This window comes from Streptomyces sp. WP-1, assembly GCF_030450125.1.
GTDB classification, from domain to species: Bacteria; Actinomycetota; Actinomycetes; order Streptomycetales; family Streptomycetaceae; genus Streptomyces; species Streptomyces incarnatus.
On sequence record NZ_CP123923.1, the window covers coordinates 4,546,324 to 4,569,510 of the forward strand.

22 protein-coding genes are annotated in these 23,187 nt (G+C 74.3%); 9 read left to right on the forward strand and 13 right to left on the reverse strand.

Translation table 11 applies throughout. From position 1 onward, the window contains the following. Positions 1-118 precede the first annotated feature (118 nt). Entirely contained in the window at positions 119-1,438 is a 1,320-nt protein-coding gene (locus QHG49_RS19935) for an MFS transporter (RefSeq protein WP_201300588.1), read from the forward strand. A 199-nt stretch (positions 1,439-1,637) separates the two neighbouring features. On the opposite strand, the gene QHG49_RS19940 is transcribed toward QHG49_RS19935, so the two are convergent. The 5 genes from QHG49_RS19940 to QHG49_RS19960 form a co-directional block, all read right to left on the reverse strand. Then, positions 1,638-2,354, reverse strand: a complete 717-nt coding sequence (locus QHG49_RS19940; protein ID WP_145485945.1) for a TetR-like C-terminal domain-containing protein — start codon at positions 2,352-2,354, stop codon at positions 1,638-1,640. A gap of 207 nt (positions 2,355-2,561) precedes the next feature. After that, complete coding sequence (locus tag QHG49_RS19945; RefSeq protein WP_301490555.1) at positions 2,562-3,158, reverse strand: flavin reductase family protein; 597 nt, start codon at positions 3,156-3,158, stop codon at positions 2,562-2,564. Positions 3,159-3,225: 67 nt separating this feature from the next. Beyond that, a complete protein-coding gene (locus QHG49_RS19950) occupies positions 3,226-4,014 on the reverse strand; it encodes an enoyl-CoA hydratase/isomerase family protein (RefSeq protein WP_201300587.1) in 789 nt (262 codons plus the stop codon). Next, the gene (locus QHG49_RS19955; RefSeq protein ID WP_301490556.1) at positions 4,011-6,230 is read right to left on the reverse strand and encodes an acetate--CoA ligase family protein; all 2,220 of its coding nucleotides are present in this window, start codon (positions 6,228-6,230) and stop codon (positions 4,011-4,013) included. The genes QHG49_RS19950 and QHG49_RS19955 overlap by 4 nt, the downstream gene beginning before the upstream one ends. A gap of 237 nt (positions 6,231-6,467) precedes the next feature. Beyond that, entirely contained in the window at positions 6,468-7,655 is a 1,188-nt protein-coding gene (locus tag QHG49_RS19960) for an NAD(P)/FAD-dependent oxidoreductase (protein ID WP_159702381.1), read from the reverse strand. 155 nt (positions 7,656-7,810) lie between these two features. Between QHG49_RS19960 and QHG49_RS19965 the strand changes: the two genes are divergently transcribed. Further along, positions 7,811-8,209, forward strand: coding sequence for a Zn-ribbon domain-containing OB-fold protein (locus QHG49_RS19965; RefSeq protein ID WP_145485947.1), 399 nt, complete (start codon positions 7,811-7,813; stop codon positions 8,207-8,209). 15 nt (positions 8,210-8,224) lie between these two features. After that, complete coding sequence (locus QHG49_RS19970; RefSeq protein ID WP_301490557.1) at positions 8,225-9,088, forward strand: GNAT family N-acetyltransferase; 864 nt, start codon at positions 8,225-8,227, stop codon at positions 9,086-9,088. Positions 9,089-9,392: 304 nt separating this feature from the next. Here QHG49_RS19970 and QHG49_RS19975 read toward each other — a convergent pair whose 3' ends face one another. The 3 genes from QHG49_RS19975 to QHG49_RS19985 all read right to left on the reverse strand — a co-directional run bounded on the left by QHG49_RS19975 (position 9,393) and on the right by QHG49_RS19985 (position 11,541). After that, the gene (locus tag QHG49_RS19975) at positions 9,393-10,061 is read right to left on the reverse strand and encodes a pyridoxal 5'-phosphate synthase (RefSeq protein WP_145485949.1); all 669 of its coding nucleotides are present in this window, start codon (positions 10,059-10,061) and stop codon (positions 9,393-9,395) included. Between the two features lie 55 nt (positions 10,062-10,116). Further along, on the reverse strand, positions 10,117-10,296 hold the full coding sequence (locus QHG49_RS19980; RefSeq protein ID WP_301490559.1) for a hypothetical protein: 180 nt from the start codon (positions 10,294-10,296) through the stop codon (positions 10,117-10,119). Between the two features lie 75 nt (positions 10,297-10,371). Continuing rightward, entirely contained in the window at positions 10,372-11,541 is a 1,170-nt protein-coding gene (locus QHG49_RS19985; protein WP_159702372.1) for an acetyl-CoA acetyltransferase, read from the reverse strand. A 95-nt stretch (positions 11,542-11,636) separates the two neighbouring features. Here QHG49_RS19985 and QHG49_RS19990 point away from each other — a divergent pair, with 95 nt between their 5' ends. Beyond that, positions 11,637-12,860: an acyl-CoA dehydrogenase family protein gene (locus tag QHG49_RS19990; RefSeq protein ID WP_301490561.1), complete on the forward strand. Its 1,224-nt coding sequence runs from the start codon at positions 11,637-11,639 to the stop codon at positions 12,858-12,860. A gap of 77 nt (positions 12,861-12,937) precedes the next feature. After that, positions 12,938-13,420 (forward strand): nitroreductase/quinone reductase family protein, encoded by a 483-nt coding sequence (locus tag QHG49_RS19995; protein ID WP_159708287.1) that lies wholly within the window; start codon positions 12,938-12,940, stop codon positions 13,418-13,420. A gap of 12 nt (positions 13,421-13,432) precedes the next feature. Here the strand turns inward: QHG49_RS19995 and QHG49_RS20000 are convergent, their stop codons facing one another. After that, entirely contained in the window at positions 13,433-14,050 is a 618-nt protein-coding gene (locus QHG49_RS20000) for a LysE family translocator (RefSeq protein ID WP_159702366.1), read from the reverse strand. Positions 14,051-14,132: 82 nt separating this feature from the next. Between QHG49_RS20000 and QHG49_RS20005 the strand changes: the two genes are divergently transcribed. Beyond that, positions 14,133-14,585: an Lrp/AsnC family transcriptional regulator gene (locus QHG49_RS20005; protein WP_037657809.1), complete on the forward strand. Its 453-nt coding sequence runs from the start codon at positions 14,133-14,135 to the stop codon at positions 14,583-14,585. Positions 14,586-14,690: 105 nt separating this feature from the next. Here the strand turns inward: QHG49_RS20005 and QHG49_RS20010 are convergent, their stop codons facing one another. After that, positions 14,691-15,326 (reverse strand): TetR family transcriptional regulator, encoded by a 636-nt coding sequence (locus QHG49_RS20010; RefSeq protein WP_145486000.1) that lies wholly within the window; start codon positions 15,324-15,326, stop codon positions 14,691-14,693. 392 nt (positions 15,327-15,718) lie between these two features. On the opposite strand from QHG49_RS20010, the gene QHG49_RS20015 reads away from it, so the two are divergent. Both QHG49_RS20015 and QHG49_RS20020 read left to right on the forward strand, forming a co-directional pair. Beyond that, positions 15,719-16,381: a VOC family protein gene (locus tag QHG49_RS20015; protein ID WP_145486001.1), complete on the forward strand. Its 663-nt coding sequence runs from the start codon at positions 15,719-15,721 to the stop codon at positions 16,379-16,381. A gap of 148 nt (positions 16,382-16,529) precedes the next feature. Next, complete coding sequence (locus QHG49_RS20020) at positions 16,530-18,905, forward strand: PQQ-binding-like beta-propeller repeat protein (RefSeq protein ID WP_145485951.1); 2,376 nt, start codon at positions 16,530-16,532, stop codon at positions 18,903-18,905. A gap of 132 nt (positions 18,906-19,037) precedes the next feature. On the opposite strand, the gene QHG49_RS20025 is transcribed toward QHG49_RS20020, so the two are convergent. The 3 genes from QHG49_RS20025 to QHG49_RS20035 are packed head-to-tail and all read right to left on the reverse strand — an operon-like array spanning position 19,038 to position 21,376. Beyond that, positions 19,038-19,811 (reverse strand): enoyl-CoA hydratase/isomerase family protein, encoded by a 774-nt coding sequence (locus QHG49_RS20025; protein WP_301490564.1) that lies wholly within the window; start codon positions 19,809-19,811, stop codon positions 19,038-19,040. Beyond that, on the reverse strand, positions 19,808-20,215 hold the full coding sequence (locus QHG49_RS20030; RefSeq protein ID WP_301492863.1) for a Zn-ribbon domain-containing OB-fold protein: 408 nt from the start codon (positions 20,213-20,215) through the stop codon (positions 19,808-19,810). Before QHG49_RS20030 ends, QHG49_RS20025 begins: the two co-directional genes overlap by 4 nt. Before the next feature lie 6 nt (positions 20,216-20,221). Further along, positions 20,222-21,376 (reverse strand): lipid-transfer protein, encoded by a 1,155-nt coding sequence (locus QHG49_RS20035; protein ID WP_301490565.1) that lies wholly within the window; start codon positions 21,374-21,376, stop codon positions 20,222-20,224. A gap of 96 nt (positions 21,377-21,472) precedes the next feature. On the opposite strand from QHG49_RS20035, the gene QHG49_RS20040 reads away from it, so the two are divergent. Next, positions 21,473-23,083: a FadD3 family acyl-CoA ligase gene (locus QHG49_RS20040; protein ID WP_301490566.1), complete on the forward strand. Its 1,611-nt coding sequence runs from the start codon at positions 21,473-21,475 to the stop codon at positions 23,081-23,083. The last annotated feature ends 104 nt before the right edge of the window (positions 23,084-23,187 follow it).

Here is a 23,187-nt window from a genome sequence, read left to right on the forward strand (position 1 = left end):
TCGACATGCGGGGCCCGATCCACGCCAACGGCCCGGTCGACACTCATGGCCCGATCCTAGCGAATGCTGTCCCTCGGGCCACTCGATGCGTGGGAAGGAAATGCGGACGCTGTATGACGTGACTCAGACAAACCCCGCCGCCGTCCCCGCCGAGGCCGCCCCGCCCGGTCCGCGCCCGGCGCGCGCCCGCCTGCACCGCGCCTGGTTCGTCGCGGCCGTCACCTTCGTCACGATCACCGGCGCGGCGGCCTTCCGCTCCCTGCCCGGTCTGCTGATCGACCCGCTGCACCAGGAGTTCGGCTGGTCGCACGGCACGATCGGCGCGGCCGTCTCCCTCAATCTCGCGCTCTACGGGGTGACCGCGCCGTTCGCCGCCGCGCTGATGGACCGCTTCGGCATCCGGCGGGTGGTCGCAGCGGCGCTGACCGTGATCGCGGCCGGCTCCGGGCTGACCGTGTGGATGACGGCGGCGTGGCAGCTGTGGCTGTGCTGGGGGCTGCTCGTCGGGCTCGGCACGGGCTCGATGGCGCTGGCCTTCGCGGCGACGGTCACCAACCGCTGGTTCACGGCGCGCCGGGGCCTGGTCACCGGGATCCTGACCGCCGCGTCCGCCTCCGGGCAGCTGGTCTTCCTGCCGCTGCTGTCCTGGATGGTCGAGCACCACGGCTGGCGGCCCGCCGCCGTGACCGTCGCCCTCGCCGCCCTGGCGGTGGTGCCCTTCGTCTGGCTGCTGCTGCACGACCACCCGGCGGACGTCGGGCAGAACCCCTACGGGTCCGGGGAGTTCATACCGAAGCCGCCCCCGGCGACGGGCGCCGCCCGGCGCACCCTCAAGGTCCTGTCGACCGCCGTGCGCACCGGCACGTTCTGGCTCCTCGCCGGTACCTTCGCGATCTGCGGCGCCTCCACCAACGGCCTGATCCAGACCCACTTCGTGCCCGCCGAGCACGACCACGGCATGCCGGTGACCACGGCGGCCTCGCTGCTCGCGGTGATCGGGGTGTTCGACGTCGTCGGCACCATCGCCTCCGGCTGGTTCACCGACCGCTTCGAGCCCCGCCGCCTGCTGGCCGTCTACTACGCCCTGCGCGGTCTGTCGCTGGTCTTCCTGCCGATGCTGCTGGCCCCCTCGGTCCACCCGCCGATGCTGTTCTTCATCGTCTTCTACGGCCTCGACTGGGTGGCCACCGTCCCGCCCACCCTCGCCCTGTGCCGCGAGCAGTTCGGCGAGGACAGCGCGATCGTCTTCGGCTGGGTGCTGGCCTCCCACCAGATCGGCGCCGCGCTCGTGGCCTACCTCGGCGGGCTCGCCCGTGATGTCTTCGGCTCCTACGACCTCGTCTGGTACGCCTCGGGCACGCTGTGCGCGGCGGCGGCGCTGATGTCCCTGGTGATCCGCAGGGTCCGCCCGCCCGAGCCGGTCCTCGCCATGGGCTGACGGTGGGGCCGGAACTCCTCCCGGATCGCTCAAGCGGACGGAATCGTTCGCCTGCGGCACTGCGCCGGTGTCCCAGCGCACCCTCTACGCGCACGACGACCTGACCGGCCCCGCCGGGCTGCCCGGCGGGGCCGGTCACTGAGCGATCTTCGTACGCCCCCAGGGCCGCGGGCCGGAGCGCGGCCGGGGGATCACGGGGTCAGTGGGGCAGGCCGATGTACTGGCCCATGGCGGTGGCCGCGTGGGTGAAGAAGGCGGCCGGGTCGGCGGCGACGCCCGCGATATGGCCGTTGACCTCGAAGCCGACCATGCCGTGCAGCTGGGTCCAGACGATCAGCATGCGGGTGATGACCGGGGTGGGCAGGCCGCTCAGCATGCCCTGGGCCAGCGGCTCGATCGTGCGGGCCATGCCCTCGGACAGCTCGGGCGCGGGCACATGGTCCACGGCGAGTTCGCCGGCCGCCAACGCCTCGCGGACCAGGCCGAGCAGGACCAGGACCGTGCGGGCGCCCGCGGCCATCGTCTCCGGTGGGGCGTCGTAACCGGGCACCGGGCGGCCCCAGATCAGCACGTACTCCTCGGGGTGGGCGAGCGCCCATGTGCGGACGCCCTCGCAGCACGCGACCCAGCGGCTCAGCAGCTCGGCCCCGGCCTTCTGCGCCTCGGCCGCGGCCCGCTCCGCGCTGTCGCCCATCGCGTTGTAGGCGGCCAGCACCAGGTCGGTCAGCAGGGCGTCCCGGTCCGGGAACCGCTCCTCGATCAGGGCCGGGTCGACGCCGGCCGCGCGGGCCAGCTCGGCCGGGTCCAGGTCGGCGCGGTGCCGGGCCGCGAGGCGTCCGCCCGCCTCGGCCTTCAGCCGGGAGACGGCCGCGTCGAGGCTGTCCTGGCGGGGGTCATGGGCTTCGGAAGTCGTCATGATCCCGACCCTGTCAGAGGTCCCGCAGCGCGTCGATTACATGGCGGGTAATACGGCGTGTATGCGGCTGGTTTTGGCCAAGTGGTCCGGTCGCACGTCCGGTTGGCGCGGAACGGCGGCCGGGCGGGCTCCGGCCTTGTGGCGGGCGGCGAGTCCGCCGGAGGGGCGCCGAGGCCCACGGCCACCACGAGGTCCGCCGGGCAGGCCCTAGTCGGCGAGCCGGCCGAACCGGCCGCGGTGGAAGAGGAGGGGGGCCGGGGGGTCGTCGGTGGCGCCGAGGGCGTCGACGCGGCCGGTCACGATCAGGTGGTCGCCGCCGGGGTGGACCGCGTGGACGGTGCAGTCGATCCAGGCGGCGGCGCCCAGGAGCCTGGGGGAACCCGTACGGGGTGCGGGGGTGTGCGGGACGCCCGCGAACTTGTCGGCGCCGCGCACCGCGAAGGCCCGGCACAGCCCGGCCTGGTCGGCGCCGAGGATGTTGACGCAGAAGACGCCGGCGCGGGCGATGCGGGGCCAGGTGGTGGACGTACGCACCACCATGAAGCAGACCAGGGGCGGGTCGAGGGAGAGCGAGGAGAAGGACTGGCAGGCGAATCCGGCCGGGCCGCTCTCGCCCTCGGCGGCCGGTGCCGTGATCACCGTGACCCCGCTCGCGAAGGTGCCGAGGACGCGGCGGAACTCGCCCCGGTCCACCGGCGCCCGCTCGTCCTCCCGCACACAGCGCAGCTCCGGGCGCGGCAGCGGTTCCACCGGGTTCAGGCCCAGGTAGCGGACGGCTGCGGCGGCGGCTCCTGCGTGTCCCATCACCCCTCCATTGAAGCTGACAGGGCGTCAGGCCGGAAGGGGCGCGAAGGGTCGGGCCGGGGCGGTCTCAGCGTCCCTGGAACGCGGGTCCCCTTCGCTCCGTGAACGCCCGCAGTCCCTCCCCGGCGTCCTCCGTCGTCAGGTTGATCTCCTGCGCCCACGCCTCCGCCGCGAAGGCGGACGCGCGGTCGCTGTCGAGGGAGGCGTTGAGAAGGTGCTTGGTGAGGGCGAGGGCGCGGGTCGGGCCGGTGGCGAGACGGGCGGCCCAGTCACGGGCCGTCTTCGCCAGCTCCCCGTCCGGGAGCACCCGGTTGACGAGGCCCAGCCGCTCCGCCTCCGGCGCGGACAGCGCGTCGCCGAAGAACATCAGCTCCTTCGCCCGCTGGAGGCCGGTCAGCCGGGGCAGGAGGTAGGCGCCGCCCGCGTCCGGTACGAGTCCGCGCCGTACGAAGACCTCGATGAAGCGGGCCGACTCGGCGGCCAGGACCAGATCGCAGGCGAGGGCGAGATGCGCGCCGAGACCCGCCGCCGTGCCGTTCACCGCCGCGATCACCGGCTTCTCGCAGTCGAGGACGGCGGCGATCAGGCGCTGGGCGCCGGTGCGCAGGGTGCGGGCGACATCGCCGGGGATCCGGGGCGCGGGGGAGTCCGTCCCGGGGCGCAGGTCGGCGCCCGCGCAGAAGCCCCGGCCGGTCCCGGTGAGGACCACCGCGCGCACGGACGGGTCGGCGGACGCCTCGGTCAGCAGGCCGACGAGGCGGTCGCGCAGCGCGGGGGTGAGGGCGTTCAGGGTCTCGGGGCGGTTCAGGGTGAGGTGGGAGACGTGGTCGCGCACCTCGTGCCCGACCCCGGTCATCGGCACACCACCAGCGCGTCCAGCGCCACCGCGCCCTGCCCCCGGGGCAGCACCATCAGCGGGTTGACGTCCAACTCGGCGAGGTGATCGCCCAGTTCGAGGGCCATCCGCTGGACCCGCAGGATCACCTCCACCAGGGCGTCCACATCGGCGGGCGGCCGTCCCCGGACCCCGTCCAGGAGGGCCCGGCCGCGCAGGTCCCCGAGCAGGGCATGGGCCTGGTCCTCACCGAACGGCGGCACGCGTACGGCGGTGTCGCGCAGCACCTCGACCAGGACGCCCCCGAGCCCGGCGGTCACGGTCGGCCCGAACAGCTCGTCATGGGTGACCCCGACGACCATCTCCACGCCCCGCTCGACCATCTGGCAGACCAGGACGCCGTCCAGCGGGACGCCCTCGTAGCGCGCGATGTCGTTCAACCCGCGGTATGCGTCGCGTACTTGGCTGGCCGAGGTGAGGCCGATCTTCACCAGGCCCAGCTCGGTCTTGTGGGCGAGCCGGTCGCCGGAGGCCTTCATCACCACCGGGTAGCCGATCTGGGCCGCCGCGCGCACGGCCGCCGCGGCGCTGGTCACCAGCTGTTCGCGCGGCACCCGGATGCCGTAGGCGCGCAGCAGCTGCTTGGCCGCGTGCTCGCTGAGCTGCCGCCCGGGGCTCATCAGCGCCGCCGCCTTGCGGAAGGAGGGGGAGGGGGTGCGCGGGGCCTCGTCGAAGGGGGAGCGGTAGGAGGCGGTGAAGCGGTGGTGGCCGAGCCAGGCGCGCACCGCCCGCAGGCAGTTGCCGACGGTACGGAAGGTGGCGACCCGGGAGGAGCCGAGCAGGACGTCCCGGTACGCCGGCTCGGTGCCCACCGGTGACCCCCAGACCACGCAGACCAGCTTGTCCGTCTCCTCCGCCGCGTCCACCAGATCGCGCACCAGCCTGTCGCTGAGCGGCGGGAAGGGGCCGGTGACCGGGCAGACCAGGACGCCGATCGAGGGGTCGGCGAGCAGCGCGTCGATGATCTTCCGGCCGCGCGCGTCGCCGACCGGGTGGCCGCCGTTGTCCACGGGGTTGGCGACGCCGAGGTACTCCGGTATCCACTGGTGCAGCTCGGCCTGCTTCGCCGCGGAGAGGACCGGCAGGTGCAGCCCGGCCGCTGCGGCGAGGTCGGCCACATGGGCGCCGGTGCCGCCCGAGATGGAGCAGACGGCGACACCCTCGGCGAGCGGGGGCCTGGCCCGCGCCAACAGGGCGGCGGTGTCCTGGAGTTCGTCCAGGGCGTCGACGCGGATCACGCCGTACTGGCGCATCGCCGCGTCCACCACGTCGTCGGCGCCGGTGAGCTTGCCGGTGTGCGAGGCGGCCGTGCGGGCGCCGGCCTCGGTGCGGCCCACCTTCACCGCGACCACCGGCACGCCCCGGCGGGCGGCGCGGTCGGCGGCCAGCAGGAAGGCGCGGCCGTCCTTGAGGCCCTCCAGGTACGCGGCGATGGCGCCGACCTCGGGCTGCTCGGCGAACCAGGAGAGGAAGTCGGCGCTCTCCAGATCGGCCTCGTTGCCGGTCGGGGCCCAGTGGGACAGGCGGATGCCCAGGTCCTGGAGGGCGAAGACCGGGCGGCCCTGGTGACCGGACTGGGTGATCAGGGCGATCGCCGGTCCGGTGAGGTCGTCGCGGAAGCGCTCGAAGGCGTTCAGGTTGGTGTTGGGGCCGAGCAGCCGCAGCCCGGAGCGGCGTACGGCCTCCGTGAGCCGCCGCTGGGCCGCGGCGCCCGCCTCGCCGGTCTCCGCGAAGCCGGACGCGAAGGCGACGGCGAACGTCACCTTGGCCTCGGCGAGTTCCCCGATCACCGGGAGCGGGTCGGCGATCAACAGGACGGCGAGATCGACCTGTTCGGGCAGCGCGGCGACACAGGGGACGCAGGGGAGGCCGAAGACGGCCGGGCGGGTCGGGTGCACGGGGTGCACCCGGGCGCCGACCCGCCCGGCCCAGGCCAGCAGTTGCCGGGTCATGCCGGTGTTGGGGCGGCCCTCCGTGTCCGAGGCGCCGATCACGGCGACGGACCGCGGGCGGAAGAAGCGGCTCAGGTCCGGCACGTCCGCGTGCAGCGGGCGCCCGCCGACGTCGAGATCGTCCACCCGGCCGTGCACGGCGGGTCCGGTCCGCCGCTCGCCGCAGGCGATGATCCGGGCGCGGCGGGAGTCGGTGGTGAGTGTCCCGTGGGTTGATCCAAGCATCGGTCCGCCCCGCTCCTGTGAGACAGCATGAGACAGCACGTGTGAACTGACGCTCTGTCAGATTAACGAACCGGGCGGATGTCAGGAATGGGGCGGAGAGGGAAAGTTACCGACGGGTGAGGCGAGTACGTGCCCCGTAAGGGGCGCGGGGAACCGCGCGGCAGCGCCACGACGGACCGCACCCGGCACGACGAACCGCAGCCGGCATGCCGGATGGGCGCCCCCAGGACCCCCGCACTACCGGCGCAGCCCCCCACGCCCCGCCACCCTCTTCGCGATCCGTCCCGCGTCCCGCGCCAGCTCCCGCAGCATCCCGCTGATCGGGTTGGTGTACCCGGTGAAGTACAGCCCGGGCGCGGACTTCGGCGTCCGGCCGCCCCGCACCACCGGCTTCCCGTCCGCGCCGAGCACCTCCAGATGCCCGACCAGCCCCTCCAGGCCGCGCGCGTACCCCGTCGCCGCGATCACCGCCTCCGGCTCTATCCGGGAGCCGTCCGCCAGGACCACCTTCCCGCCCTCGAAGGACTCCACGGCCGCGACGATCTCCACCTTCCCGCGCCGCACGGCGTCCAGCAGGCCCACGTCCTGCACCGGGATCGCGCCCTGCTTCACCCTGCTGTACAGGCCGGTGCCGGGCCGGGGCAGCCCCTGCGCGGACAGGTCGGGCAGCGCCAGCCTGGCCTGCTGCCGGGACAGCCCGTCCACCAGGCGCACCGGCAGCCGCCGTACCAGCACGCCCGTGTACTGCGCGGGCCAGCCGAGGGTGGAGCGGCGCACGATGTGCGGGACGGTGCGCACCGCGAGCCGGACCCGCGCGGCCCCGCCCTCCACCAGGTCCACGGCTATCTCCGCACCCGTGTTGCCGGCCCCGACCACCAGCACGTCCCGCCCGGCGTACGGCTCCGCGTCGCGGTACGCGCCGGCGTGCAGCAGCTCGCCGTCGTACGACCGACGGCCCGGCCAGTCCGGGATGCGCGGGGTGTGGTTGTAGCCGGTGGCGACGACCACCGCGCTGCCGGTCAGCTCCCGGCCGCCGGACCCGCGCAGCAGCCAGCCGGTGCCGTCCTCGGCCCGCTCGACGCGGTGCACCTCGACGCCGGTGACGATCTCCAGCTCATGGTGCTCGGCGTACTTCTCCAGGTAGCGCACCAGGTCGTCGCGGGACACCCAGCGGCCGAACCGGCGCGGGATCTTCAGGCCGGGCAGCGCGGACAGCCGGCGGGTGGTGTGCAGATGGAGCCGGTCGTAGTGGCGCCGCCAGGACGCGCCGACCGCGTCGGACTTCTCCAGCACCACCGCCCGTATGCCGCGCGCCCGCAGCGCGTACGCGGCGGCGAGACCGCCGGGACCTGCGCCGATGACGTACACCGGGTGCTCGGCGGGGGTCGATGAGGGGGGCGTGGGGGTGGGGCGGGAGACGGCCATGAGCGGGAGCGTAATCATCCACCCGCTTGATGGGTCTCGGTCAAGACCGGAATTGGTTCCGGATTGATCACGGATGTGCGGGGTGTGTACGCGGATGGCGGGTGAAGGGGTCGGCAAGGGAGCTGTTCTGACGTAGCGTCAGGTGCATGGAGCCGATGAGCGATGGTCCGCGCCACGACCTCCCCGAGGCCGACGCCTTCACCCGTCCCTACTGGGCGGCCGCCGCCGACGGCCGTCTCCTGATCCGCCGGTGTGCCGCCTGCGGCCGGGCGCACCACTATCCGCGCGAGTTCTGCCCCCACTGCTGGAGCGAGGACGTCGCCTGGGAGCAGGCCACCGGCCGCGCCACCCTCTACACCTGGTCCACGGTCCACCACAACGACCTGCCGCCCTTCTCCGCCCGCACCCCGTACATCGCCGCCGTGGTCGACCTCGCGGAGGGGCCGAGGATGATGACGCGGCTCGTGGACGCCGTGGCGGCGGAGCTGTCGGCGGGGATGCCGCTGCGGGTGGCGTTCGCGGACGGTAAACCGGTTTTCCGGCCGGGGAGTTGACCCGATCATGAGCCCATGCAACCCGAGTCCTGGCAGCTGACCGACGACCTCGACGACTTCCTCGCCCGCGCGGGCGGCTTCCTGCGCTCCCGCCCGGCCCCGCACACCGTGCCGCTGACCGTGACCGACACGCTCCGCAGACACGGGCTCCATTACTACGGCCGCGACGCCCCCCTCTTCGGCACCCTCACGGCGGCGGACGGCACGGTGCTCGCGGCGCTGACCCATACGCCGCCCCACGGCCTCTACCTCACTCCCGTCACCCCGGAGCAGGCCGAGGCGCTGGCCGAGCGGCTGGCCGGTCTCGGCCAGCGGTTCTCGGAGGCGACCGCCGAGCACGGCCCGGCGGCGGCCTTCGCGGCGGCCTGGACACGGCGGACCGGCCGGGAGGCGGCCGTGCACCGCCGCCAACGCCTGTATCGGCTGGGCGAGCTGACCGCCCCGGAACCGGCCCCCGAAGGCCGCCCGAGAATCGCCGGACCGGCCGACCGGGCGCTGCTGATGCGCTGGTTCGGGGAGTTCGCCCAGGCCATGGGCGAAGGCGCCGGGCGGGACGCGGGGCCGTGGGCGGACGCCCGTATCTCCTACGGCGGCATCACCCTGTGGGAGGCCGCCGACGGCACTGCGCTGGCCATGGCCGGGGTGACCGAGGAGATCGCCGGACAGGTCCGCGTCGCCCCCGTCTACACCCCGGCCGCGCTGCGGGGCCGCGGATACGCCGGCGCGGTCACCGCCGAGGTGAGCCGGGCCGCGCGCGCCGCCGGGGCGGCCGAGGTGCTCCTCTTCACCGACCTGGCCAACCCCACGAGCAACGGCCTGTACCAGCGGCTCGGCTACGAGGGGGTCGCGGACTTCACGGTATGGGGGTTCGGGGCGTGACCGCGCCCGGGGGCATCACCGCGCCCCGGAGCATCGCCGGACCCCGGAACCCGGACCCCGGAACCCGGACCCCGGAACCCGGACCCCGGAACCCGGACCCCGGAACCCGGACCCCGGAACCCGGACCCCGGAACCCGGACCCCGGAACCCGGACCCCGGAACCCGGACCCCGGACCCCGGAACCCGGACCCCGGAACCCGGACCCCGGAACCCGGACCCCGGAACCCGGAACCCGGACCCCGGAACCCGGACCCCGGAACCCGGACCCCGGAACCCGGACCCGGGGCCCGATCGCCCGCCGCCCTCACGGCCACAGCAGCCCCCTGCTCCACCCGAACCCCGTGCTGCGGTACTCCAGCCGGACATGCGCCCGGTCGGCGGCGCCCTGGAAGAACTCGACCGTGTCCGGGCGCAGCCGGTACAGGGCCCAGGTGGGCGCGGGCAGGGCAGGGTTCTCGCGGGCCTCGTCCCACGCGGCCCGAGAGGCCCGGCGCAGCTCCTCCGCGGAGTCCAGCTCCTCGCTCTGGTGCCCGGTCAGCGCCGCCGCGAGGGCACCCGTGGAGCGGGCGTGCAGATCCGCCTGGCTCTCCTCGGACGGCGCCACCGCGACCGGCCCGCGCACCCGCACCTGGCGGCCCAGCACCGGCCAGTAGAAGGTCAGGGCGGCGTACGGGTGGGCGTCGAGGGCGCGGCCCTTGCGGCTCGTGGTGTGGGTGGCGAAGGACCAGCCGTCGGGGTCGGCGCCGTGCAGCATCACGATCCGGGCGTCCGGCCGCCCTTCCTCGTCCACCGTGGCCAGCGTCATCGTGTGCGGCTCCGGCTGCCCGGCGTCCACCGCCTCGGCGAACCAGCTCGTGAACAGCGGCAGCGGGGTCGGCGGCGCCGTGTGCGGATCGAACGGCGGCAGCCGGGTCACCTCGGGCGACCAGACGCGCTGGGTCAGGAGCAGGGCGTGGAGATCGTTCTGTGCCATGGGGCCGAGTATCCAAGGCCGCCGGAGCGTGCCCGCCCCCGGCCTGCGCCCGCGCTCACCCGTTCGGTCCGCCCGGCGGCGCACCGGAGGGCATCCGGGTGCGCGGGCGCCGGGGCCCGCCCAGGCTGGGAGCGGAGCCGAGCGGGAGGGCGATGACCGTAACGGTGGTGGCGATGCCGGAGGGCACCATCGTGCGCACCGACCTGGCGGAGGCCCGGCGCAGGCTCGCCGCCACCCGCTGTCTCCTGGTGGACGTGGAGCTGACGGAGACCGGCCCGGGGGAGGGACGAGGACCAGCGGATCCGGGAGGCTATCGTCCGAGCACCACCGTGCCGGACGAGCAGAACCAGCCCCCGGTGCCGGACGCCACCGCGAGGGCGGGCCATGTCCCGTCGGCGCGGCGCACCTGGCGTTCCCCGGCCTCGCCGCGCAGCTGTCGTACGGCTTCCACCAGCAGGAACAGGCCGCGCATGCCCGGGTGTTGGGCGGACAGGCCGCCGCCGTCCGTGTTCACCGGCAGCCCGCCGCCGCGCACCAGCAGCCGGCCCTTCTGGACGAACGCCCCGCCCTCGCCCTTGGCGCAGAAGCCCAGGTCCTCCAGCGTCACCAGGGTCATATAGGTGAAGGCGTCGTAGATCTCGGCGAGGTCGATCTCGGCGGGGCGCACCCCGGCCCGCCCGAAGGCGAGCCGGCCGCTGACCGCCGCCGGGGAGACGGTGAAGTCGGGCCACTCGGACATCGCCGCGTGCGAGACGTGCTCACCGGTGCCGAGCACCCAGACGGGGGCCGTACGGCAGTCCCGTACGACCTCCTCGGCGGCCAGCAGCACCGCCGCGCCGCCGTCCGAGCGCGGGCAGCAGTGCAGCCTGGTGAAGGGGTCGGCGATCAGCGGGCCCGCCAGCACCTCGTCCACCGTGACCGGCGCCCGGAACATCGCCTCCGGGTTCAGCGCCGCGTTCGCCCGCGCCTGCACCGCGACCTCGGCCAGCTGCTCGATCGTCGTGCCGTACTCGATCATGTGCCGCCGCGCCGCCATCGCGTACTTGGCGATCAGGGTGTGCCCGTACGGCGCCTCGAACTGGAGCGGGCCGCGCGTTCCGAAGGACAACTCCCCCGTGCGGCGGCCCGCCTTGATGTCCGAGCGCGCGGTCGAGCCGTAGACCAGCAGCACCGCCTTCGCGTGCCCCGCGGTGATCGCGTCCGCCGCGTGCGCCGCCATCACCTCCCAGGTGGAGCCGCCCACGGAGGTGGAGTCCACCCAGGTGGGGCGCAGGCCCAGGTACTCGGCGACCTCCACCGGGGCCAGCGTGCCGAGGCCCGCGGAGGCGAAGCCGTCCACCACGGACCGGTCCAGACCGGCGTCCGCGAGCGCGCGCCGGGCCGCCTGGGCGCCCAGCGCGTACGGCGTCGCGTCCGGGACCCGTCCGCAGTCGGAGAGCGCCACACCGGCCACGGCGACGTTGCGGCTCACACGGGTCATGGGAGACCTCCTGCCCCTGGGCATATCGCGTCGGCCCTCCTAATATGACGGCCCGTCAGTTCCCGAGGGAAGAGCCGGATCCGGAAGGGCTGCCCATGGACACCCGTCTCACCGCCGAGCAGGACGAGATCCGCCGGTCCCTGCGCGAGCTGCTCCGAGCCCGGTGCGGCTCGGGCGAGTCGCGGGCCGCCGTCGACACCCCGGCCGGGTACGACCCGCTGCTGTGGGCCGCGCTGGCCGAGCGGCTCGGGCTGCCGGGCCTCGCGCTGCCCGAGCGGTACGGCGGGGTCGGCTGCTCGGTCACCGAACTGGCCCTCGCCTGCGAGGAGACGGGCCGCGCCCTCGCCCCCTCCCCGCTGCTCGCCACCTGCGTGCTCGCCGCCCCGCTGATCCTCGCCCTCGGCACCGAGACCCAGCGCGCGCGGCTGCTGCCCCGGATCGCCGCGGGCACTCTCACCGCGGCGCTCGCCGTACCGGGCCCGGACCTGGCCGGCGCGCTGGCCCTGACCGGCGCGAACGGCGGGTACACCGCCGGGGGCGGCCGGGCGGGCGGGGTGCAGGCCGGGCGCGGCCCCGACGGATGGCGGCTGTACGGGCAGGTGGACCAGGTCCTCGACGGGCACAGCGCCGGACTGCTGCTGGTCGCCGCGCACACCGGGGGGTACGCCCGCGCGCGGACACGGCTGTTCCTGGTCGAGGGGGATGCCGTGGGCGTCGTACGGATCCGGCGGACGGCGCTGGACGCGACGCGGCCGCAGGGGCGGGTGCAACTGCGAGAGGTCAGGGGGGAGTTGCTGGGGCCCGAGGAGGGGGCGGAGGCGCGGGAGGCGTTCGCGGCGCTCGGGGATCCGGTCGCCGCCGTCCTCGCCGCCGAGGCCGTGGGGGCGGCGGACCGGGTGCTGGAGCGGACGGTGGAGTACGTCGGGCGGCGCGAGCAGTTCGGGCGGCCCGTGGGGTCCTTCCAGGCGGTCAAGCACCGGCTGGCGGAGGTCTACGCGGGGGTGCGGGCGGCACGGTCGGCCGCGTACTACGCCGCATGGGCGACGGCGGGCGGAGCGGGCGAGGGGTTCGGGGGACCGGCGCTCGCACAGGCGCTGGAGGCGCTGCGGACGGCGGCGGCCGAGGGGATCCAGCTGCACGGGGGGATCGGGTTCACCTGGGAGCACGACGCGCACCTGTACTTCAAGCGGGCGGCCGGTGACGAACTGCTGTTCGGGCCGGGGCACCGGCTGCGGGGGCGGGCGGCGGAGCGGGCCGGGCTGTTCGGGGCGGCGGGGGAGACCGGGCTGTTCGGGGCGGCGGGGAAGGTGGGGGCGTGAGGGGCGCGGGGCGCGAAGACGGTCCCGGTGCGCAGGCGCAGGCGCAGGCGCGGGCGCGGGCGCGGGCCGGGTTCGGGGTGCGGGTGGTGCGGAAGGTGTCCGCAAGCCGGGGGTTCGCCCGGGTCGCCCCCTACGTGATCCCGGCACTCGACCGGGGCGTGCACCGGCTCACCCGGGGGCGCAGGCTGCTCAGCACGGCGATGCTGCCCGGGGTGGTCCTCACCTCCGAGGGCGCCCGCAGCGGGCTGCCGCGCAGGACACCGCTGGCCTGCATACCGGAGGAGGGGAGGGAGGGCGGGCGGAGCTGGATCCTGGTCGGGTCCAACTTCGGGCGGCCCGGGCATCCCGCCTGGACCCACAATCTGCTCGCCCGGCCCCGGGCGTCGATCAGCTGGCGGGGCGCGGACGTGACCGTCACCGCCGTACTCCTGGAGGGGGAGGAGCGGGCCGTGGTGTGGGCGGCGGCCCTCGCGTTCTGGCCGCCGTACGCCGCGTACCAGAGGCGGATCAGCCGTCAGATCAGGCTCTTCCGGCTGACCGAGCACGTGTCCGGCCGCTGAGCGCCCCCGCGGTCAGAGCGTCGCCAGCCGCTCCACCAGCAGGAACGCGCCGATGCCGAGCATCGCCGCGCCCGAGGTGCGGGTCACCGCGCGGGCCGCGGCCGGGCGGGCAGCGAGCAGGGCGCGGGCGAGGACGCCGACCGTGAGGTAGACGGCCGCGCAGCACGCCATGTGCAGCAGGCCGAGGGCCGCGGTCTGCGCGGGGACGGGCAGACGGGCGCCGCGCAGGGTGAGGAACTGGGGGAGCACGGAGAGGTAGAGCAGCAGGCCCTTGGGGTTCAGGCCGCTGATCGTGGCCCCGCGCAGGAAGAGGCGGCCCTGGGCGGTCTCCGCCGGGCCCGCCTGCGGGGCGGCCGGGCGGCGCAGGACGCCCCAGCCCAGCCACAGCAGATAGCCGGCGCCCGCCACGGTCAGCGCCGTCAGCAGCCGGGGCGAGCCCGCGACCAGCACCGCGAGGCCGGCCGCCGCCAGGGCCGTGTGCAGGGCGTATCCGCAGACCAGGCCCGCCACCGCGCGCGGGACCCGGGCGCCGCGCAGGGCGGTCGCGATGACGTACGCCCAGTCGGCGCCCGGCACGCACACCAGCAGCAGGTCCACGACGAGGAAGGAGAAGAGCAGTCCCGAGTCCATGAAGGGGACATTAGGCGCGATCGCCCCGAAAGTGTTCCCGAAAATTGCGCATGATCCGGGCCTTTGCGCAAAGATCTGCTCCATGGACGACGTGGACCGGAAGATCCTTGCCGAGCTTCAGCAGGACGGGCGGCTGACCGTGACCGAGCTGGCCGCGCGGGTGCGACTCAGCGTCTCGCCGTGCCACCGCCGGCTGCGTGAGCTGGAGCGCTCCGGTGCGATCCAGGGCTACCGGGCGGTGGTGGACGCGACGGCGCTCGGGCTGAACTTCGAGGCGCTGGTCTTCGTGTCCATGCGGCAGGAGGACCGGGACACGGTGGCCGAGTTCGAGCGGGCGGTCGGCGAGCTGGACCATGTGCTGGACGCGCAGCGGCTGTTCGGGGAGCCGGACTACCTCCTGCGGGTGGCAACGGCCGACCTCGCGGCGTTCCAGCGGCTGTACGACGAGCGGCTCGCGACGCTGCCGGGGGTGCAGCGGCTGACGTCCACCCTGGTGATGAAGCACGTCGTACGGGACCGGCCGCTCCCGGCGTGAGCCCCTTGCCCCCGGACAGCGCGGCAGGCGGCGGCTCACGTCGGTGAACCACCGCCTGCAAGACAGGACTTGGCTGCTAACGGGACGTACTCGCCCCTATCGGTGCTATTTCGACGGCTTGCGCCCCGTGACGCCCAGGTGGATCAACAGGGCCAGATTGGGCTTGAGTTCTGCCTGCTTGACGCCCCAGGAGGTGAAGCCCTTCTGGTGGGCGGCGACCGCGGCGAGCATGGCGACGAGGGAGCCGGCCACCGCGGAGGGGTTCACGTCCTTGTCCACGCGGCCCTTGGACTGGAGTTCCGCGATCGAGTCGGCGAGCGAGTTGTTCACCGAGTTCAGGATCTTCATACGGATCTTGTAGAACCGTTTGTCCCCTTCGGCGGCGCCGAGGTCGACCACGCGCAGGATCGCGTCGTGCCTCTTCCAGAAGTCCAGGAAGCCGTCCACGAGTTCCTGCGAGGTCTGCCAGCCGGACTTGCCGGCCCAGGAGCGTCCCTCGACCAGCTCGGTCAATCCGGCGCCCTCGGCGGCCATTTGGTCGGCGATCTCCAGGACGGCACCCTCGACGTCCGGGAAGTACTGGTAGAAGGTCGCGGGCGAAGTTCCCGCCTTCCGGGCGACATCGATGACCTTGACGTCCCGGTACGGGGAGGAGCTGAGCATCTCGCTGAGGCAGTCGAGCAGCTTCTGCCGGGTCGCCTGCCCACGCCTACCGGCCACGCGGCCGTCGACGGTACGCACTTGTCCTGTCATGCCGTCAGCTTACCGAGGGGTGATGGGAGCGCGATTCGGCCGACTGCAAATGGGGTGCGCGGGCCCATCGAGCCTGGTGTGCCTGGTCTGCGCGCTGCGCGACACCCGGTTACTTTGACGACATGGCCGAAAACAGGGCATCCATGAACGAAGAGCCACACGAGGGTGGCAAACCGGCCTCGGCCCCGCACCCAGCCCCCACCGAGGACCCGTCCCCCACCGCATCCCCTACCGAATCCACCACCGCATCCCCTACCGAATCCGCCGCCGAGGCTTCCGCCGAACCCACCCCCGAAACTCCTGCCGGATCCGCCGCCGATTCCCCCGCCGGGGAGCCGGGCCCCTACCCCGAAGGCACCCCCTGCTGGCTCGACGCCCAGCTGTCCGACGTCGAGGGCGGCAAGCGGTTCTACGGGGACCTCTTCGGCTGGAGCTTCCAGGAGGGGGAGGCCGGGTCCGTGTGGGCCACGCTGGACGGGCGGCCGGTGGCGCAGCTGGGGCGGAAGGCGGACGGGCGGATGCCCACCGTCTGGACCGTGTACTTCGCGACGCCGGACATCCAGACGCTCGGCCGCAGGATCACCGCGACCGGCGGCCGGCTGGTCGTGACCCCGTACCCGGTCGCCGAACTCGGCCGGGCCGCCCTCGCCGCCGACCCCGAGGGCGCGGTGTTCGGGCTGTGGCAGGCGCGCCGCCACCCCGGATTCGGGGTGCGCCACGAGCCCGGCACCTTCGTCTGGGCCGAGCTGTACACCCGCGACACCACCGGCGCGAACACCTTCTACGGCGGCCTGTTCCACCACGCCCTGTTCGCCCCCGGCGCCGACCCCGACTTCGGCCGCGCCGACGTCACCGACGTCTTTCCCGCCGAGATGCCCCCGCACATCCTCGCCCACTTCCGCGTCACCGGCCTCGACGAGGCGCTCGGCACCGTCCGGCGGCTCGGCGGCCGGGTGCAGGCGCCCCCGTTCGAGGCGTCGTACGGACGGGTGGCCGTCGTCACCGACAATCAAGGGGCGTCGTTCGCACTACTGGAGCGGTAGGACATCCCGATTTGTCCTCGGGTTCGCAACCGGCCGCCCGGCCAGGAAGAATCGGGGTGCGTGCCGCCATGGCGGTGCGGTGGTGAGACGCTGCACTTTGGTCGCGTAAAAAGGGCCGGCGCGGCCGGTACGGGGAGGTGGCAGGCAAGTGGATCAGCTGACGCAGCACGATCCGCGGCGGATCGGGCCGTTCGAGGTGCTGGGCCGGCTGGGTGCCGGCGGCATGGGGCTGGTCTATCTCGCGCGCTCGGCGTCCGGCCGGCGCGTGGCGATCAAGACGGTGCGCACGGAACTGGCCGAGGACCAGCTCTTCCGGGTCCGCTTCACCCGCGAGGTGGAGGCGGCCCGCGCGGTCTCCGGCTTCTACACGGCCGCCGTGGTCGACGCCGACCCGCGCGCCGCCGTGCCGTGGCTGGCCACCGCCTATGTGCCCGCGCCCTCTCTCGAGGAGATAGTGAACGAGTGCGGGCCGCTGCCGGCGCAGGCCGTGCGCTGGCTCGCCGCGGGCGTCGCCGAGGCCCTCCAGTCCATCCACGGCGCGGGCCTGGTCCACCGCGACCTCAAGCCGTCCAATGTGCTCGTGGTCGAGGACGGCCCCCGGGTGATCGACTTCGGCATCGCGTCCGGCGTCTCGAACACCCGTCTGACGATGACGAACGTCGCCGTCGGCACCCCCGCCTACATGTCCCCGGAGCAGGCCAAGGACTCCCGCAGCGTCACCGGCGCCAGCGATGTCTTCTCGCTCGGCTCCATGCTGGTCTTCGCGGCCACCGGGCACCCGCCCTTCCACGGCGCCAACCCGGTCGAGACCGTGTTCATGCTGCTGCGCGAGGGCCCCGACCTCACCGGTCTGCCGGACGAGCTGCGCCCGCTCATCGAGGTCTGTATGCAGATGGAGGCTCCCGGCCGTCCGTCGCCCGCCGACCTCCAGGCCCAGCTCGCGCCGCATCTCTTCGGTTCCGGCTCGGACGACAGCGGCACCGCCTCCGCCTGGCTGCCCGATCACGCGGTGGCCCTGATCGAGTCCCGCCGCGGCGGCCGCCCGGCCCCCAAGCCCGCCCCGGCGACGACCGCTCACGGCCCGCGCCCCACCGGACCCGGGCCGCGCCCCACCGCGGGCCCGGTCGTCCCGCCGCCGCCCCCGTACGACCCGCCGGTCCCGTCGGCCTCCTTCGCGGCCCCGGCCGCCGCCCCCGACACCGGCCCGGTCCGGCTGGCCGGCGCCCCGGTCCCGATCGGCCCCGGCCCGCGCGTCGCCGACGCCCGCGCCGCCGCCGTCAAGGCGCCCCCGCCGGAGGCCGGACTGGTCGCCAACTGGTCCCGCCCGCGCCCCGGGGTGGCCGGCGCCGACCCCGCCGTACCGTCCGCCCCGCCCGGTCCCCCGGAGCCGGCGAGCGGCTGGCGCCCCTGGCGTTTCCGCATGTCGAACGACGTCTGGGGCACCCCCTCCGTCGACGGCGACCTCGTCTACGTCACCTCCTTCGAGGTGCACGCCCTCGATGTGGGCACCGGCCGGCGCCGCTTCAAGACGCGGGACGTGGCCTGGTCCATGGCGGTCGCGGACGGGCGGGTGCACGCCTCCGACGGCCCCACCCTGTTCGCCCTCGACGCCCGCGAGGGCACCGATCTGTGGCGGCTGTCCACGGACGCCTGGGTGTACTCCCTCAAGGCCGACCACGGCACGGTCGTCACCGGCACCCGGGGCGGCGGCGTCCAGGCGTGGGAGGCGTCGAGCGGGCAGCGGCTGTGGGAGATCAGCGGCTGCCAGACCGACTTCGAGACCCCCGAGGCGGGCCCGCACGTCCACGACGGCACGGTCTACGTCTGGCAGGACGCCCGGCTGCGCGCGCTGGACGCCCGTACCGGCGACGAGCGCTGGGCGTACCCGATCGGCGACGCGGCCTCCTGCGGCGGCGTCCCGGTCCGGATCACCCCGGCCCCCGACGGCTATGTGTACATCTGCGCCGGCAGCCGCGTCCTCGCCGTCGAGGCGGTCAGCGGAATGGTGCGCTGGCACTTCGAGGCCCCGGCGGTCTTCCTCGGCCCGCCCGCCTTCGCGCCCGGCCCCGCCGTCACCGGCGGCGGTGTCTACCTCGCCGACTACCTCGGCACGGTCTACGCCCTCGACGCCACCGACGGCCGCGACCGCTGGCGTATCGCCACCGAGGCCCGCTCCTCCATCGAGCCGGTCCTGGTGGCCGCGGGGCACGTCCATGTCGGCAGCGGCAAGGGCCTGTACACCCTGGACGCGGTCACCGGCACCCCCAAGTGGCGCTTCCAGGCGGGCGGGGACGTGGTGGGCGCCCCGGCGGTCGCGGAGGGCCGGATCCACTTCGGCTCCACCGACCACCTCCTGTACACCCTCAAGGCCGACGACGGCCGGCTCCGCTGGAAGCTGGCCACCGGCGGCGAGATCACCGGCTCCCCGGTGGTCAGGGACGGGGTGGTGTACGCGTGCAGCAAGGACCGCTGCGTGTACGCGCTGGACGCGGAGAAGGGCACGGGGACGGCTCGTACGGCCTGACGCGCCGGGGCCGCTCCGGCCTCGGACGCGACGGCCGTCGTACCGGTTCACGGAAAAGGCTCCGGACGGCGGCCGTCCCGGGCCCGACGCCACCCGGCGTGCCCGGACCCCGCCACGCGGTGCGGGCCCCTTTCACCGCACCCGGAAACCCCGCCGCCGCGCCGCGAACAGCTCCGCCTGCCGGGCGGGCGGGAGGTTGCCGAGGGCGATGAGGTGCGGGGCCTGCGCGAAGGCCTGCGCGCGGGCGGCCTCGCGCGCCGCCCACAGGGCCCGCACGGTCCCCTGCACCCCCGCCGTCGGATACCCGGCGACCACCTCCGCGCAGCGCACCGCCGCCGCCAACGGGTCACCGTCCACCGTGAGTTCGGACACCAGACCGATCGCGTGGGCCCGCTCGGCGGAGATCCGCTCGGCCGTCCCCATGAGCATCATCCGGGCCGCCTCCCCGTACGGCATCCGCTCGGCCATGAGCACGGACTCGTACGCGCTGACCATGCCGTACGTGGTGTGCGGATCGAAGAACTCCGCCGTGCGGTCCGCGACCACGAACTCGCACTCGCCCAGCAGATAGAAGGCCCCGCCGCACACCATCCCGCGCACCGCCGCGACGACCGGCTTCCACAGCCCGTTCGCCTTCGGCCCGACGCCCAGCAGCGGATCGTCCTGCGCGTACGGCGACGACGGCTGCGGTACGACGGTGTCCCGGTCGATCCCCGTGCAGAACGCCCGCTCCCCGGCCCCGGTGAGCACGACGGCCCGCACGGCGTCGTCGGACCTCAACCGGCCCCACACCGCCCGGAGTTCCCGCACCATCTCCGCGTCGATGGCGTTGAGCCGCTCGGGCCGGTCCAGGGTGACGACGGCGACCCCGGTGCCCTCGCCGGCCGTCAGGCGCACGGTGTTCACGCGAGCACCCACTGCGGCAGCCCCTCGTGGAAGACCGCCCGCACCCGGGCGCCGATCCGGATGCGCCCCGGATCGAGGGAGCCGAGCGGCGCGCCCGCCCCGGTGACCAGATTGCCGACCAGCCGGATCCGGGGGGCGTCCGCCAGCTCCACCACGACCACGTTGTACGGCGCCTGTTCCGCGTACGCGGGCAGCAGCGGCGGGTGCGGGACGACGTACGACCACACGCGCCCGCGCCCCGACATCGGCTGCCACCCGCTCGCGAAGGACCGGCAGTGCGGGCAGCAGGGCCGGGGCGGGAAGCGGGGCTCGCCGCACCCCGAGCAGGTCTGTACGCGCAGTTCGCCGCGGGCCGCGTACTCCCAGAAGGGCGCGCCGTCGGCGTCGGTGACCGGCTTCAGCATCATGGCTCAACTCCTCAGCAGCAGCGCGGAGGTGGGGACGCTCTCGCCCGCGGTGACCAGGCAGGTGGCGGCGCCGGGGACCTGCGCGGTGCTGGTGCCGCGCAGCTGCCGCACCCCTTCGGTGATGAGGTTGAAGCCATGCACATAGCCCTCGGAGAGCCCGCCGCCCCCGGTGTTGAGGGGCAGCCGCCCGCCGGTCTCCAGGGCGCCCTGCTCGGTGAAGGCGCCGCCCTCCCCTCGTCCGCAGAAGCCGTAGCCCTCCAGGGAGAGCGGGACGAGGATGCTGAACCCGTCGTAGATCTGGGCCACGTCCACGTCGTCGGGGGTGAGGTCGGCGTGCTTCCACAGCTGCCGGGCGGTGGTCCAGGAGGGGCCGGTGAGGGGGTCGTCGTTCCAGTAGTTGACCATGCCGTGGTGCTGGGCGGGCAGGCCCTGCGCGGCGGCGTGGACGTACACGGGCCTGCGACGGCAGTCCCGGGCCCGTTCCCGCCCGACGACGACACACGCCGACGCCCCGTCGGTCTCCAGGCAGTTGTCGAAGAGGCAGAGGGGTTCGCTGATCCAGCGGGAGGTCATGTACATCTCGCGGGTGAGCGGGCGGTCGTACATCACGGCGGCCGGGTTCTGGTTGGCCCGGTTGCGACAGGCGAGGGCGACGTTGAAGAGATGGTCGCGGGTGGCGCCGTACTCGTGCATGTACCGCCGGGCCAGCATGGCCGTCTCGTCCACGGGCCGCAGCACCCCGAACGGCCGGGTCCACTGGGCCGGGGTGGGGAGTTGGCCGGTGGCGCCGGTCCACGGCCGGGGTCCGCTGCCGCGCTTGCGGGACCGCCAGGCGACGCCCACGGTGGCCTGCCCGGCGGCGATGGCGGTGGCGAGGTGCGCGACGGTGGCGCACGAACCCCCGCCGCCGAAACCGACCTTGCCGAAGTAGGTGAGATCCCCGAACCCCACTGCCTTCGCCAGCTCCACCTCGTCCGTCTCCTCCATCGTGTAGGAGGCCACGGCGTCGACCTCGCCGGGCGCGATCCCGGCGTCGTCCAGCGCGGCGAGCACGGCCCGGCAGGCAAGGGTCTTCTCGTCCTCCGGGAGGTGCTTGGCGAACGCGGTCTGCCCGATCCCGACGATGGCCGTGGCGTCCTTGAGCCCCGTCCCTGCCATGGCTGCGGCCCCCTTCCCGTGGCTGACAGCCCGTCAGGTTACAGCTAATCTGACGGTTAGTCAGCTACGGGGAGCACGCGGTCGGGGAGGCCGATCATGGGTGAGTGGCACACCATCCCGGCCCTGGTGCGGTGGTCGGCCGCGCGGTTCGCGGACCACGAGGCGGTGGTGGAGGGCCGTACCCGCATCAGCTACGCCGAGTTGGGCGCCCGGATCGAACGCGCCGCTGCCGCGTGCCTGGCGAGCGGGGTGGCGACGGGCGACCGGGTGGCCGTGTGGGCCCCCAACTCCCTGGACTGGATCGTCGCGGCGCTGGGCGCGGTGTCGGCGGGCGCGGTCCTGGTGCCGCTGAACACCCGCTTCAAGGGCGGCGAGGCGGTGGACGTGCTGCGCGGCAGCGGGGCGCGGCTGCTGTTCGTGACGGGGCCGTTCCTGGGCACGTCGTACGTGGCGGCGCTGCGCCGCGCGGCGGGTTCCGGCGCCGGGCCGGGGCCGTTGCCGGGGGTGCCGTCGCTGCGGGAGGTGGTGGTGCTGTCGGGGGAGGCGCCGCCGGAGTTCGGGACGTGGCGGGAGTTCCTGGCGGCGGGGGCGGCCGTCGGGGCGGCCGAAGTCCGCGCCCGTGCGGCCTCGTTGACCGGGGAGGCGGTGTCGGACATCGTCTTCACCTCGGGTACGACGGGCCGTCCCAAGGGTGCGGTGATCACGCACGGCCAGACGCTGCGGGCGTACGAGACGTGGGCGGACCTCGCGGGGTTGCGGTCGGCGGACCGCTACCTGATCATCAACCCCTTCTTCCACACGTTCGGTTACAAGGCCGGGGTGCTCGCGTGCCTGATGCGCGGGGCGACGATGATCCCGCAGCCGGTGTTCGACGTGGACACGACGCTGGCCCATATGACGGCGGAACGCGTCTCCGTCCTCCCCGGACCGCCCACCCTGCACCAGACCCTCCTGGACCACCCCGCCCGCGCCGCGCACGACCTGTCCGCCCTGCGCCTGGTGGTGACCGGCGCGGCGGTGATCCCGCTGCGGCTGGTGGAACGCCTGCGCACGGAGCTGGGCGTCGGTACGGTCCTCACCGCGTACGGCCTCTCGGAGGCGTCCGGGGTGGTCACGATGTGCCGGCGCGGCGACGATCCGTCGGTGATCGCGGCGACGTCGGGACGGGCGATCCCGGGGGTGGAGGTGCGGGTGGTGTCACCGGCCGGTACGACGGTCCCCGCCGGATCGCCGGGCGAGATCTGGGTCCGGGGCTTCAACGTCATGCGGGGGTACGACGCGGACGGGCCGGCCACGGCGGAGGCGATCACGCCGGAGGGGTGGCTGCGTACGGGCGACGTCGGGGTGCTGGACGGGGCGGGCAATCTGCGGGTGACGGACCGGCTGAAGGACATGTTCACCGTCGGCGGCTTCAACGCCTACCCCGCCGAGATAGAGCGCCTGCTCTCCACCCACCCCGAGGTCGCCGACGCCGCGGTGGTGGGCATCCCCCACCCCCGCCTCGGCGAAGTCCCCAAGGCCTACATCGTCCGCCGCCCCACCTCCCACCTCACCGCGAACGCCCTGATCACCTGGTCCCGCCACGCGATGGCGAACTACAAGGTGCCGAGGGAGGTGGAATTCCTCCAGGAACTCCCGAGAAACGCGAACGGCAAGGTGCTGAAGGGGGCACTGCGGGGGCGGGGGAGGGGCGACTCGTTCGGGTGACGAGTCTGCGATCGCACCCCCGCGCGTTAACGCTTCCGGTGACAAGGCCGGTAGCTGGAGCAACTGGTACGACACCAACATCCCGATCGCCGAGAAGCGTTATC